9 protein-coding genes are annotated in these 14,076 nt (G+C 67.7%); 4 read left to right on the forward strand and 5 right to left on the reverse strand.

Annotated features, from left to right (window positions below; all coding sequences use genetic code 11):
• Positions 1 to 53: 53 nt before the first annotated feature.
• Positions 54 to 1,607: a YcaO-like family protein gene (locus WME97_RS04130; protein WP_437549657.1), complete on the reverse strand. Its 1,554-nt coding sequence runs from the start codon at positions 1,605 to 1,607 to the stop codon at positions 54 to 56.
• Between the two features lie 186 nt (positions 1,608 to 1,793).
• Here WME97_RS04130 and WME97_RS04135 point away from each other — a divergent pair, with 186 nt between their 5' ends.
• Together WME97_RS04135 and WME97_RS04140 are read left to right on the forward strand one after the other, a co-directional pair.
• Positions 1,794 to 1,994 carry a hypothetical protein gene (locus WME97_RS04135; RefSeq protein WP_437549658.1) on the forward strand — a complete coding sequence of 67 codons (201 nt, stop codon included), beginning with the start codon at positions 1,794 to 1,796 and terminating at the stop codon, positions 1,992 to 1,994.
• A 30-nt stretch (positions 1,995 to 2,024) separates the two neighbouring features.
• Positions 2,025 to 2,702, forward strand: coding sequence for an iron-containing redox enzyme family protein (locus WME97_RS04140; RefSeq protein ID WP_437549659.1), 678 nt, complete (start codon positions 2,025 to 2,027; stop codon positions 2,700 to 2,702).
• 38 nt (positions 2,703 to 2,740) lie between these two features.
• Here WME97_RS04140 and WME97_RS04145 read toward each other — a convergent pair whose 3' ends face one another.
• The 4 genes from WME97_RS04145 to WME97_RS04160 all read right to left on the reverse strand — a co-directional run bounded on the left by WME97_RS04145 (position 2,741) and on the right by WME97_RS04160 (position 10,071).
• On the reverse strand, positions 2,741 to 4,465 hold the full coding sequence (locus WME97_RS04145; RefSeq protein ID WP_437549660.1) for an ATP-binding protein: 1,725 nt from the start codon (positions 4,463 to 4,465) through the stop codon (positions 2,741 to 2,743).
• 8 nt (positions 4,466 to 4,473) lie between these two features.
• The gene (locus WME97_RS04150; protein ID WP_437549661.1) at positions 4,474 to 6,429 is read right to left on the reverse strand and encodes a protein kinase domain-containing protein; all 1,956 of its coding nucleotides are present in this window, start codon (positions 6,427 to 6,429) and stop codon (positions 4,474 to 4,476) included.
• Positions 6,430 to 6,845: 416 nt separating this feature from the next.
• A complete protein-coding gene (locus tag WME97_RS04155) occupies positions 6,846 to 8,318 on the reverse strand; it encodes a DUF1552 domain-containing protein (RefSeq protein ID WP_437549663.1) in 1,473 nt (490 codons plus the stop codon).
• Positions 8,319 to 8,322: 4 nt separating this feature from the next.
• Complete coding sequence (locus WME97_RS04160; protein ID WP_437549664.1) at positions 8,323 to 10,071, reverse strand: DUF1592 domain-containing protein; 1,749 nt, start codon at positions 10,069 to 10,071, stop codon at positions 8,323 to 8,325.
• 756 nt (positions 10,072 to 10,827) lie between these two features.
• On the opposite strand from WME97_RS04160, the gene WME97_RS04165 reads away from it, so the two are divergent.
• Entirely contained in the window at positions 10,828 to 12,258 is a 1,431-nt protein-coding gene (locus WME97_RS04165) for a right-handed parallel beta-helix repeat-containing protein (protein WP_437549665.1), read from the forward strand.
• 159 nt (positions 12,259 to 12,417) lie between these two features.
• Positions 12,418 to 13,842: a multicopper oxidase family protein gene (locus tag WME97_RS04170; RefSeq protein ID WP_437549666.1), complete on the forward strand. Its 1,425-nt coding sequence runs from the start codon at positions 12,418 to 12,420 to the stop codon at positions 13,840 to 13,842.
• The last annotated feature ends 234 nt before the right edge of the window (positions 13,843 to 14,076 follow it).

Consider the following 14,076-nt stretch of genomic DNA (forward strand, 5'->3'; position numbering starts at 1 on the left):
GCTCGTCGCCGCGGCGGCGCGTCATAACACAGGGAGGGACCATAAGAAACGAGCTACGGCCACAGCAGATGGCGTAGGCAGCGTTCGCCCACCCGCCGCCGGTTGACGAGGAACGGCGAGAGGCCGGGCACGCGGACGCGCACGACCGGGATGCCGATGTCGGGCCGCGTGAGGTCGACGGCAATGACGCGCTCGATGCCCGCGTCCGCGAGGCGGGAGAGCAGGAACGCGAGGTCGTCGCGGAGATCCGTGGAGGCGAAGGACGGCACGGCCGAGAACGGCCTCCATTTCATCGACAGCAGCTGCCGCAGGCGGATGGTGCGACTCTCGGCGCGCCGGCCTGCGGGCAGAAAGTTCCATGCGTCGCGCGCGCCGTGGATGACGCCGACGCGTGACTGCACTGCCTCGGTGATTGCGCGCAGCAGCGCGACCTCGGCCCTTGGAGCGGTCCCCGCGCCGCTGAAGGTCCGGGTGGCGACACCATCGGCGGTCGGAAAGCGCGAGTCGGTGAGGACGGCCCAGAACGTTGCGACCCCGATATCATTGGTGATGTCGTGGACGACCATGTGGAGGTCATGCGCGGCCAGAGCATCGAGCCAGCCCCGAGCGCTGTCGGGCAAGGTCGTCGGATCGATCTGCGCGAGCGGCGGGGGCGGAGCCTCGGGAGCGCCGAAGAGCGCGAAGAACTCGACCTGGGCCTGCGCGTCGCGCTCGATCACCTCGCACAGGGCGTGGATGACGGCCTCGATGACGGTGCTGCCGGAGGCGAGCCCATTGGTATCCACGTCCCGCAGGAGGCCGTCTGTCGGAGGGCTCACGGCCAGGTCGGCCGCCAGGAGGACGCCGGTCTCCGAGCGAAGCTCGCGCCCGGCGACCCAGGTGATCGCGCGCTCGGCGGAGTACAAGGTATCGTCGGGGAGGTCAAAGAGGGCGGGGTCGAGGGCGGGTGGCGAGAGGCTCCCCTCGAGGTCACGGAAGCTCGCGCGCAGCGTCAAAGATTCCGGGATGGATTCCGCAGAGACGCGCTCGACAGCCTCCATCAGCGCGCTGACGCGGGCCGACGTCGCGTCGCGGCCCTTGCCGAGGTGTGTCGTCAGATCGCGCGCGAGCGGCGTGACGGCGGCGAAGACCGGGAGGCGGAGCCTGTCGAGCGGCGAGAGATCAGACACTCGGGTGATCGGGACACGGGTGGCGATGGCGCTCACGCGGCGCTCGGCGTCATCCGCGGTCGTCACGCGATCGACGAGAGGGTCGATCTTGGGGCTCGGGGGGAAGCGCCAGGGGTCTCTTGTCTGCAAGGCGGTCCTTCCTCCGTGATCGGTAGAGGAGTGGCGGCGACAGGGGGGCGGTTTACCGTCGATGATACATCCGACGGACACCGCGACTCTCGGTTTTTTTTGTTTGACAGCTTGAAGCGTTCCCAGGTAAGATCGCTGACAGAGCGTTGATTTTGAATCGGGGCCCCTGATGAGCAACTTCGATACTCTATATAACGCGGGCATGTTTCCGAGCGCCGTTACAAAGGAAGCTGATCTCGATCCCACGGTGCGGGACACGATCGCCAGGCTCTCCAGCGATGAGATCAACGCGCTGATCTCGGCGTACAAGAAGCTCGATAGCACCGCTCAGAGCAATACTCAGGCGTTTCTGCAGGTGTGTGGCTTCTGAGCGGCGTCGATGGAGCGGAGCGCTCGATCCATGCAGCGCGTCGGCGAGCAGCTGGGAGCCGGGCGGCAGCTCTACAGTGTTCGGCTCGTGGAGAATGAATCTGGACCTCTGAGCAAGGGGCAACGATGCGTAACTTCGACGTGCTGTATAAAGCAGGCCTGTTTCCGAGCAGCGTGAATCAGGAGTCCGACCTGGACCCCAAAGTTCAGGCGACGATCGAGAGCCTATCGCACGAGGAGATAAGCGCGTTGACATCGATATTCAACAAGCTCGATGGCGTCGCTCAGAACAACGCCAGCGACGGCATGCGCACGGCCTCCTTCTGAGCGGCGTCGCTGGCGCGGAGCGTTCGAGCCATGCAGCGCATCAGCGAGCAACTGGAAGCCCGGCGGCAGCTCTACAGTGCTCGGCTCGCGGAGGCGACCGCCAGGTTCTGGGAGCACCCACAGCTCGTGGAGCTCTACCCCGTCATGCTGTTCCGGATGCACTGCATGGCGCGCGCGACGGTGCCGCTGATGGAGGCGGCGGTCAGCCGGCTGAGCTCGATGGACACTGCCGATCCGGTGGTCGCTGGTCTCCAGGAGTACTTCACGGATCATATCCCGAGAGAGCGGCGCCATGATGAGTGGATCCTGGAGGACCTCGCGGCGCTAGGGCTCGACGTGCGCGAGGTGCTCGATCGGCTCCCTCCGCCGACGATCGCGTCGATGGTGGGTTCGCAGTACTACTGGATCTATCACCACCATCCGATCGCGCTTCTCGGCTATATCGCGGTTGTGGAAGCGGAGCCTCCGACCCCCGAGAGGGTGGACTCGATCGTCGCGAAGACTGGCCTGCCCAGGACGGCGTTCCGGACCTACCTGCGGCACGCGGCGCTCGAGCCTGAGCACAATGCGATCTACAAGGAGCTTGTGGACAGACTGCCGCTCGAGCCGCGGCATATCGCCGCGATCGGGCTGAGCACGCTCCACAGCGCTTACGAGGTCGGAAGGTCGATGGAGCAGATCCTCGGAGCCGGCGCGCAGCAGGGGTGAGCTGCCCGGCGGCATCGGTCGAGCGATGCGCCTCACGCCTATGAAAGCGGAGCGCCGCGGCTCTCCTTCGGCAGCGTGATCACGAACTCCGTGTACTCCCCTTCCTCGCTCTCCACCCGCATCGTCCCCTGGTGCCCCTGCACCACGATCTCTCGGCTCAAGGACAACCCCAGCCCGGTTCCCTCGCCGGGCGGCTTCGTCGTGAAGAACGGCTCGAACATGCGCACGGCGACTGTTTTCGGGATCCCCATCCCGTTGTCGCGGATGCGCACCTCGACCTGATCCGCCCGGTCCGCGGTGCGGACGCTCAGCTCGGGCGTGTAGCTGGCCCCGCGCTCGCGCTTCTTTTGCCGCATCGCGTACAGCGCGTTGTCGACCACGTTGAGGAACACCCGCCCCATGTCGAGCGCCGCCATCTCCACCGGGCCGATCGCCGGATCGTACGCCGTGACGATGTGCGCGTCGGCGTCGCCGCCCTGGGCCCCGGCGCGCGCGTGCCGCACGCTCTCGTCCACCACTGCGTTCAGGTCGGCCGGCGCCCGCTCGCCCGCCGGGCGCCGGGCGTGCTGGAGCATCCCCTTGATGATCGCGTCTGCGCGACGGCCGTGCTCGGTGATCCGGGCCATGCTGTCGCGCAGGTGGCCCAGGTTCTCCTCGATCTGCGCGAGCGCGCCAGGGTCGAGCCGCTCCCCTTGCGCGCGCAGCTCCTCGCTCAGATCCTCGGCCACGCCGGCGGCGATATCAGCGAAGTTGTTCATGAAATTCAGCGGATTGCGGATCTCGTGAGCGATGCCTGCCACGACGCCGCTGAGCGACGCGAGCTTCGCGTCCAGCACGAGCTGCATGCGCTCCACCGTCTCGCGCTCGAGGCGCCGGTACAGCGACGCGTTCTTCACGGCGACGGCGGCCTGGCTGGCGAACGCGACGAGGAACTCCAGATCCGCGTCGGTGAAGACATGTGTCGCGCTGCGGTTGTCCACATAGAGCACCCCGATGACGTCGTCCTTGGGCTTGAGCGGAACGCACATCGACGCGCGGATCGACTGGGCGACGACGGAGCGCGCCGCGTCGAGGCGAGGGTCGAGAACGGCGTCGGCGAAGAGCGCCGCCACGCTCTTGCGGAGCGCGTAATCGACGATGTTTTGGCTGAAGATCGGCTCATCGTCAGGCAAAGGCAGCGACGTCTTCACGGCGCGCCGCTCGAGCTTCCCCGTCGTTTCGTTGACGAGCAGGATGGCGCCGCGGTCCACGTCGAGGATCTGAAAGATCAGATCGAGGATCTTGTGGAGCAGGGTGTTGATGTCATCGGAGACCGGGAGCAGCTTCGCGACCTCGATCAGGATCTGCAGCCGAGCCTCCGCCCGCGGCGCGGAGCCGGGACCGCCGCGCTCGCTCTCCTGCATGAGCTTGCTGATGACGGTGTGTGTCAGCGGGCGGATCGCCTGCGGTCGCAGCGACGGCTTTGACGAAGGAGCGCCGTCTGTCGTGAAGAGCAGGTCGAGATCGCCGAGCGTGATCGTGTCGCCGCTCCGGATCTCTTTGCGCAGGACCCGCGCGCCGTTCACGAACGTGCCGTTCTTGCTCTGCAGGTCGACGATGAAGAACCTGCCCTCGGACGGCTCGATCCGCGCCTGGCTGCGGGACAGGCTCCTGTGCGGGATGCAGATCGCCTGATCCTCCGCGCGGCCGATGGTGATGGCAATGTCTCCAATGGAGAAGGCCTGCTCCTCAGGACCGCCGGGATTGTAGATGAGCGTCGGCAAGGCTCGGCCTATCGCATGGTGGTCGTCATGGTAACACTGACGGTCGGCGTGCCCTCTGCGAGGCAGGCGGCCGGACCGCGGCGAACCACGTTGAAAACGTTCACGGGCGGACCTCCCGGCAAGAGGCTCCTCGCGTCCACCGGCTCGAAGTCGAACAGCCCCTGCGCGGCGTCGCGGCCCGCTGCATCGATGAGGATCTCCCCGGGAAGCGCCGTCCTGGCGAGGTGCGCGGCGGCGTTGACCGCCTCGCCGAGCACCGTGTAGTCGAGCCGCCCGTAGGCCTGAGAGCCGACGCTGCCGGAGAGCACCTGCCCCGTGGAGAGGCCGATGCAGATCCGCCGCATGTAGGACGAGCACTTGCCGGCGCGGTGCGCCACCGCCGCCGCCTGCGTGCGGACGGCCACGCACGCGCTGAGCGCCCTCGACAGATGATCCGGCCCCTGGAACACCGTCATCACCGTGTCGCCGAGAAACTTGTCCACGACGCCCCCCTTCGCCAGGAGCTCCGGGACGATCATCTCGAAGTTGGCCCTGAGCAGCCTCATGGCCTCTCCGGGCGGCATCGCCTTGGCGGCGGGGATGAACTGGAAGACGTGGACGAACGCCACCGTGGCCATGAGGGTCTCGCTCTCGAGCGCGATCGTGGGCCCTATGGCCCGGAGCCGCTCGACCAACGCCGCGCTCGTGTACTGGCGGAGGACCTTGTTCTCCTCGTCCGAGCGCGCGTTCCTCCGCAGCTCCGCGACCTGTTTCTTGGTCTTGTCGATGGTCGCCTCGAGATCGGCGCGCTGGAGCGGCTTGAGCAGGAAATCAAATGCGCCCTGGTTCATCGCGGACCGGATGTTCCCCATGTCGCCGTAGGCGGACATCATCACCGTCTTTGCGAACGGGTTCACCTCCGGGACGTGCCCGAGGAACGTGAGTCCATCCATCACGGGCATCTTGATGTCGGTCAGGATGACGTCGATATCGGGGTGGCGCCGGAGCTCGCGGAGGGCGGACTCCCCGTTGTCCGCGAAGAGGAACTGGTAGACGCCGTCGCGGATCTTCTGCCGGAAGTGCAGCTTCATCATGAGCGCCACGTCGGGCTCATCGTCGGCGACGAGGATCTTGGTGGGACCGCTGCTGGCCTCGCTCACCGCCGCGAACGCCGCGACGAACTCGCGCGCGGACTGGAACCGCTGCGCCGGATCCTTCGCCAGCGCGCGCTCGAAGAAGCCGTCGAAGTCGGGTCGCAGGCTGGGGACGACGCTCGACGGCGGCGGGGATAGATCCGTGCAGATGCTGATCAACAGCTCCCCGATCCCGCTCGTCGTGAAGGGGAGCCGGCCTGTGAGAGCCCTGTAGGCCATGACGCCGAGCGACCAGAGATCGCTGAGATGGTTCGGCACGACGGCGCGCACCTGCTCGGGGCTCATGTACGCCGGCGTTCCGATCGTCCTGCCAGCCACCGCCTGCTGGTCTTCGTCCGACCCCTCGAAGACCGTCCACACCACGCCGAAATCGAGGAGCTTCACGCATTCGCCGGGCTCCTTCCGGGCGATGAAGACGTTTGCCGGCTTGAGATCGCGGTGGACGATCCCCGCGGAGCTCGCCGCCTCCAGGCCGATGGCGATCTGTCGGAGCAGGGCGAGCGTGGTCGACGGCGAGAACAGCTGCTCCCGGGCGAGCCTGCTCTCGAGGTCCTCGCCTTCGAGGAGCTCCATCACGATGTAAGGGCAATCCTCGTCGATGCCGTAATCATATATCTGCACGATGTGCTCGTTCCGGAGCCGGGCGATCGCCATCGCCTCCCGCTCGAAGCGGCGTCGCGCGGTGTCGGAGGTGAGGTGCTCGGGCGTCATCACCTTGACGGCGACCGGACGCCGGAGCACCTGATCGAACGCCTCCCAGATGACGCCCATCCCTCCGCGTCCGATCTCACGTTCCAGCGTGTACTTCCGTGCGATCGTACGATTCGACATGATCATGTGGGCGTCTGGCTCACGCGCGAAGCACGCGAGCTCGTCCGCGGTGTCTTGGCCCTGGTACTGGGCAGTTCGTACGTCGGTAAGCAGCGCGCCGCCACACGTCCACGACCTTCATGCGGCACGGGAGCGTGCGCGCCGGCATCCCAAGCCACCGCGCTGCCGCCCTGGACCGGTTCGCTTGGACGCATGCGCTGCTCCTCGGTGGTATCTATATCAGGCTGGTTCGAGCCGTCCAAGAGGCATCGCCGGACGGCGCCCTTGCAGCGGCTCGGCCGCGCTCGGCGGTCGCCGTATCGCCCGCTAGCTTCCAGCCGCGAGACCGGGTGGGAATCGTCCGGCCGAGCGTTCAAGGTGGCCGGGGCGGAAGCGGTTTGGTGCAGACGGCGCGCCGAAGGCGCCTCGTACGTCTCTCACGGCAGCTCCGCGAGCGGGCCCTTCCTGTACGCCGTGTCGTTTCCGAAGTGCTCGTCTTCGTAGCCGAAGGCGCGCAGGATCGATGTGTAGACGTTGTGCATCGAGACGTCGGTCTCGTAGTCGGACTGGGTGGGATCCGCGCTCGCGCGCTTGTTGTAGTTGACGTGGCGGCCGCCCGGCCACCTGCCGCCTGCCTTGCCGGCGAGCAGGACGGGGATATCTCGGGGCGAGTGCCCGCCGCCGCACCCGAACTCGCTCGTGAAGAGCACGACGCTGTTGTCGAGCATCGTGCCGTCGCCCTCGGGGGTGCTCTTCAGCCCGTCGAGCAGGCGTGCGAAGAGCTCCATACGCCAGTTGCGGTTCGCGAGGATGGTCGCGCGCCAGTCCTCGAGCTTGTCGGGCTCCGCGCCGCTCGGGCCGACGTCGAGGGCGGCGTGGCCGAGGCTGTGGCCGAGGTCGGTGCTGTAGGGCTGGGGCAGCCAGCTCGTCAGGACGTCGGCCACCTGGAAGGTGGCTACCTGCGTGAGACCGCACCGGAACGCATGCAGGAGGACGTCGACCAGCAGGGGCGCGGCCTCCTCGATTCCCCCTCCCGTGTAGGATCCATATCCCTGGTACACGGGCGCTCCGCCGACATCCGGCTTCGTGCAGGCCGCCAGGTTGGAGATGCCCTCGAGCTTCTTCTCCAGGCTCCGGATGTGCTCGGCGTGCGCGTCGAGCAGGTGCCTGTCGGCCGCGCTCACGCGCCCCTTCAGGGCAGCGAGGTGCTCGCTCACGCCGTCGAGGACGCTCTTCCGGTGAGCGCGGAGCCGGAGCTGTTCGGGCGTCGGGCCCGCCCCGGTCTCCGTGACGTCCTGGAAGAGCCGGTCGAAGGCGCTCGTCGGGTCCTTCTCGCTGGACACCTGCTCGCCCGCCGCGTTGTACAGCGGCTCTCCGTAGTTGTGTCCGTCGACCATGAGATCGATCGACGAGAACGGCGCCGGGCTCTCGCCGGCGAGCCGCTGCGCGATGACCTGATCGATCGATGGGCCGAGCGCCCTGGCGTCGTCGCCTCCCGAGGTCGTATCGGCGCAGGTGAGCACTGTCGCGTTGGAGCAGCCGTGGTGCCCGCCGTAGTCTCCCTGGAGCATCCCGGCGGCGTCGTCGACGCCGCGGAGCAGGGTGAGGTCGCCCTTGTGGGCCTCGAGCGGCGCCATCTCTTCGCCGAGGACCTCGAGCGCCGACCCCTCGCCGCCGGGCGCCCAGAGGTCGAGCATGCTCCAGGCGCCCGGCTTCCAGGGATCCCCCTTCTCGCCGGAGGAGTGGCGAGACGTGATCGTGCCGCCGTGGCTGAAGAACACGATGAACCGCCTGGCCCTGCCGTTCGCGGCCCAGACGTCCCCATGGGTCGCCTCGAGCAGCGGCAGGGCGATGCACAGACCGGTCGCGGTGCGGAGGAAATTCCTTCGGCTGAAAGCGGCGCGGCTCATAAGTTCACTCCTCGATCTGGCGCAGGTGCAAGAAGGCATTGCTGGTCGTGAGGGAGACGATGAGATCACGCACGCTGCCGCCGCTCTCGGGCGTCGGTGTGGCCGCCTCGATCGACGCGAGATCCTGGTCGATCGGGACGCGCCGGAGCGCCGTCTGGAAGAAGCGCTTCGTGAGGCAGGCGCGCGCCGCGGGGCTCGCCGCGAGGGCCGCCGACATCCCGACGCCGCCGTCGACCTCCACGCCCTCTTCGTCCGGAGGGAGCGCAGGGAGGCTGCCGCGCGCGTCGATGTCGAGCAGGTAGGGCGCCTGCGCGTCCCCGCCCGCCTCCTGCGACTGCCATCTCCCGAGCGCGTCGTAATGCTCGAACGCGAAGCCGATCGGGTTGATGGTCCTGTGGCAGCTCGCGCAGGCGCCGCTCGACGTCTTGGCCTCCACGTCCTGGCGGATCGTCCTGTGCACCACCTCGCCGTTCTCCTGGACGGCTCCGCCCTTGACCGGCACGTCGCTCGCGTTGGGGGGCGGCGGGCCGAGGGGGCGGCAGAGCACCTGCTCCAGGATGTACGCGCCGCGGCGGATCGGCGATTTGACCTCGAGGCTGCCGAACACGCTCAGGAAGGCCGCCCGCGTGAAGATCCCCGCGCGCTGATCGCGGGGGAGGGAGACCCACGAGAACGTGCGCTCGTCGGCGGGGCCCTCCACCCCGTAGAGCGCGGCGAGGGGCCCGTTCACGTAGGCGTCCGTCGTCGTGAGCAACGTCTCGAACCTGCCGTCCCCCTCGAAGAGCACGCGCTCCACGAGGGCCTCGAGCTCGGTGCGCATGGCGGCGCGCAGCGCGGGTGAATCCTCGGGGTAGATCTCGGGGCTCTTCGGCGCGCTCTCGAGCGAGGCGTGCTTGTTCGTGCCGTCGAGCTCCAGCCAATCGGCGAAGAAGCGCCTCGCCGTGGCGCGGGCGCGGTCATTCGAGAGGAGCCGCTCCGCCTGCGCGCGCACGCCCTCCGCCGTGTCGAGCGCGCCGGACTCCGCGGCGTCGAGCAGCGCGTCGTCCGGCGTCGTGTTCCAGAGGAAATACGACAGGCGCGACGCCCGCTCCCAGCCCGTGAGCGGGCGGACGCCGGAGGCGAGCGGCTCGCTCCCGTCCCCGCCGCGGCCGAGCTCGACGAAGTAATAGACGTTGGGCGACTGGATCATGGTCTCGAGCACGACGAGGAGGGCGTCCTCGAACGACTGCTCCTCCCGCGCCCGGGCGTACTGGCCCTTGAGCATCGCGACCTCGGCCTCGTCGAGCGTGCGCCGGAAGGCGCGGCGCCCGAACGTCCGCACGAAGCCGTCCACGCACGCCTCGTCGTCCGCGCCGCTCGTGTCGCAGGGGAACACCGGTGTCCCCCACGAGGCGCGCCGCGCGACGATCGCCTCCGCCGCGGCATTGAGCTTGTCGACGGCGAGGAGCGAGGCGACCTCTCCCGTGTCCGGGTCGAGGTCGAGCTCGAGCCCCGGATCGCCGAACAGGTCGCGCATCGAGCTCGTGAACTGCGCCGGTGTCATCCGGCGCATCCCCGCTGGAGCGACGTCGACCAGCCCGCTCGCGCTCGGCGACCCGCCGCGGTCGCCTCCGAGGTCGCCGACGCAGCCCGAGAGCAGGTGGGACGCCGCGAGGACAATCGCGCCGGCGAGCGCCGTCGCGCGCCGCCCTGGCGCGGTGAATCTATCGAGAACGTCGAGGGGTTTCACGCCGCTAGGCTTCGTTCGCTTCATGGCTTCAGTCCTCGCGCGGTCGCTGAACACAGCGGGCTGGATCGAAGGGGCCTCGACGCGATCTTCCCGGGAACTTTCCCGGGAATTATCGAGCCACGCTGTGCTGCGTGTTCGCCGTCCGCCGGGGATTGGCATCGAGCGATCGCCGAACCGGGGCCCCCATCCATCGTGGATAATCGACTAACTCATCGGTGGGATCCAGCTCACAGGCCGCATGGAGCTCATGCACCTTGTGCATATCCTACGTCATCGTCTCGAATGAAGCGAGGGCCGTTGATCGAAGAGAGCCGACAGGACCCCAGGAACCCTCAGAGGCGCGAGAAAAATCCCTTCTTGGCGTCCTTGGCGGCTCAACTTCTTCTCACAGGAGCGCCGTTATCATCGATGGTTCGATGTAAGGAAGATGGTTCGATGTATTCGATGTAGGGAACGCCCCGTCGGCGAGCCTTTCGCGAAAGCGGCATCCAGCGCGAGTCTGGATTACATCCTGCTACCTCGGGGGCGGAAGATGCGACAACAGCAATGTCCGGTCGCATGACAAAGTGCATCGACGTGTCATCTTGCCGCACTGAGGCGAGAAGGCCTCGCAATCTGTAAAATTACAGTGGAGCTTTTATGGCCCATATCGTGGAGAATTCTGTGAGGGTTCGAGCTTGCGTGACCGGATTGCTCCTCGCCGCAGGTTGCACCGGCGAGCTTGGCGGAACGACGGGAACGGCGGCAGGCGGCGGTCCGGCGCCGCTCCCTCCGCCCGTCGTGAACATTCCGCCGATCCACGTCGATTGCAGCCACGTCGGAAGCGGCAAGGATTACCAGGTCGGTCCTGGCAAGGAGTTCGAGGCGATCGGCGACGTCCCGCTCGAATCGCTCGTCGCCGGCGACACGGTGCGCATCTTCTGGCGTGCCGAGGCGTACCACGAGAAGATCATGCTCGGGGGCCAGGGGACGGCCGAGCAACCCATCCGGCTCTGCGGCGTCCCGGGGCCGAACGGCGAGCTGCCGGTGATCGACGGTGAAAACGCGACCACCCGGCCCGAGCTCGATTTCCCCTTCGACGGCCACCAGGTGCGGGGGCTCATCATCGTCGGGCACAAGCACGACGACCCGTGGGAGCTCGGGCCCACCCACATCACGATCGAGGGCCTCGAGATCAAGAACGCGTCGCGCCCCCACCGTTTCACCGACAAGGCGGGCTCGGAAGCGGCCTACTCGGACCCCGCGGCCGGCATCTTCGTGGAGCGCGGCGATCACGTGACCATCCGCGCCTGCGAGGTGCACGAGAACGCCAATGGCCTCTTCATCGGCACGGCCGGCGGGGATATCCTGACCACGAACGTGCTCATCGAGTCGAACTACATCCACGACAACGGGAGCCTCGAGGATTACAACGAGCACAACGTCTACAACGAGGCCTCGAACGTCGTCTACCAGTTCAACCGCTTCGGCCCCACGCGCGGCGGCAACGGCAACAACATCAAGGAGCGCTCGGCCGGCGTCGTCATCCGGTACAACTGGATCGAGGACGGCGCCCACCTGATCGACCTCGTCGACGCGCAGGAGGCGACCGACTCGGTCGCGCTGCCGTCGTTCCACGAGACGTTCATTTACGGCAACGTGCTCCTGCGCAACGGCTACGGCGCGTCCATGATCCACTACGGCGGGGACAGCGGGGAGACCGAGTACTACAGGAAGGGCACGCTCCACTTCTTCTCCAACACCGTCTTCGTCAGGAACGACAACTACGAGGACTACGATCGCTCAGCGATGTTCGAGGCCTCGACCAACGACGAGCAGATCGACGCCCGCAACAACGTGTTCGCCAGCAGCCTGGAGCCGACCGAGCTCCGCGCGGTCACCTTCCTCGGGGACCGCGACGGCGTGGCCGCCGGGGCCCTCACCCTGTCCGGGAACTGGGTGACGAACGGGTGGCTGCCGTTCGATCCTGTCCGCGAGGTGGTGAAGGTGATCGGGCAGGTGGACGGCCTGGACGACTCGATCTTCGGCGTCGATCCGGCGTTCGCGTCGGCGGCAAACCACGACTTCATGCCGGCCGCGAGCGCGCCGCTCATCGGCGCTGGCGCCTCGCTCGACGGCCTCCCGCCGGTCGAGCACCAGTACGCGCCGCACCAGCAGGCCAGGGCGCGCAACGACGGCGCGACCCTCACGATCGGCGCGTTCGGGCGGTAGCCCCCGCGCCGTGCAGTCCCGCGGCGAGGCTCACTCCACGGCCCGCGGGGTCACCCCACACAACCCAGGTCGGCTCGCCCGTGAGGGATCGCGCCTTGCAGAGGGCGGCGCATGCGCTGGATCGGATGCGCCTTGCCCCGCGCAAGGCGCAAAGGATGCGTGTCCCCGGCACGCTTTGCCGGAGAGATCGCTGTCATCCTGTCGCTCGTGAGCCCGCTCGCGGGGTGCGGCGCTGAAGAGGCGCCGCCGGATCTCCGGCAGCCGGCGGGCTGGGACGACGCGCTGCGGCTGCCGGACGCCGAGGATCACGACCCCGCGCCCGACGTGGTCGAGGTGCACCTCGAGGCCAGGGTGGCCGCGATCGAGGTGGTCCCAGGGCTCACGACCGAGGTCTGGACCTACAACGGGATGCTCCCCGGTCCGACGATCCGCGCGAAGAAGGGCGATCGCGTGGTGGTGAAGTTCCAGAACCAACTTCCCGAGGCGACGACGATCCACTGGCATGGTCTGCGCGTGCCGGCGGCCATGGATGGGACGCTGCACGTGCAGAAGCCCATCGAGCCGGGCGAGGGCTTCGAGTACTCCTTCACCGTGCCGGACGCCGGCACGTTCTGGTACCACCCCCACCTTCGCTCGAGCGCCCAGGTCGGTGCGGGCCTCTACGGCGCGTTCGTTGTCGAGGATGCCGCGGAGGAGGCGCCGCTCGGCGACGAGCTGCTGCTCGTGATGAGCGACATCGGCGTCGAGGAAGACGGCTCGCTCACCCCCGCCGACGAGAGCGGATGGTTCGGCGATTACTTCGGGCGCGAGGGCGGGACGGTCCTTGTCAACGGGAAGATCGTGCCGACGGTCGCGGCGCGGGAGGGGGTTCCGCAGCGCTGGCGGGTGGTCAACGCCGCGCGCAGCCGCTACTTCCGCTTCGCCGTGCCGGGCCAGCCGCTCGTGCTGATCGGCGGAGACGCGGGCCTCTCGGAGAGCCCGCTCCCCGTGGACGAGGTGACGCTCGCCCCGGGCGAGCGCGCGGAGCTCTACGTGATGCCCGTCGAGGGCGAACCGGTGGTGATCCCGCTGCTCGACGCGAATCGATTCCACCTGCCGAACGAGGCGGATCCCAAGGACCTCATGCGTCTCGAGCTGGCCGACGAGCCTCCGGGGAGCGGCGCACCGACGCTTCCCGAGCGTCTGGCCGAGATCGCCTCGATCGACACCACGGGCGCGCAACGACAGGCGGTGGAGTTCATGGAGCAGGGCGATGCCGACGGAGCGGTGCTCGGGATCAACGGCCAGACGGACGGCTCTCTCATGTTCTCTGCGAAGACGAACACGGTCGAGGTCTGGACGCTGACGAACACCACCAACTACGATCACCCGTTCCACCTGCACGGGTTCTTCTTTCAGGTGCTCGACATCGACGGCGCTGCGCCGCCGGTGCGCGCATGGAGCGATACCGTCAACCTCGTGCCTGAAAAGGCCGTGCGGATCGCCATCCCGTTCGATGACCGCGCCGGCATGTGGATGTTCCACTGTCACATCCTCGATCACGCGGATCTGGGGATGATGGCGATGCTCCACCTGATGCCGTGAACGGTCCCTTCGCGTTGCTCCGTGCCGTAGTTGTCCCTGGCCACCTGAAGCATCCCCTCAAGATCTTCGGAAGATTCACAGGGAGGCGGGGAGAGTGCGACCAGGCAAGGCTGGTCCCGAGGGAAAGGAGTGAGCGGTAGCTTCTGAAAATCGGGTTTCGCTGTCCAGCGGGTGCGAATCCCGCCCGGCCAAGGTCACGCCCGACCAGCCGGAAACCAGCCTTGCGACGGACCT

Origin of the sequence: Sorangium sp. So ce367, assembly GCF_051520455.1 — a bacterium.
GTDB classification, from domain to species: domain Bacteria; phylum Myxococcota_A; class Polyangia; order Polyangiales; family Polyangiaceae; genus Sorangium; species Sorangium cellulosum_B.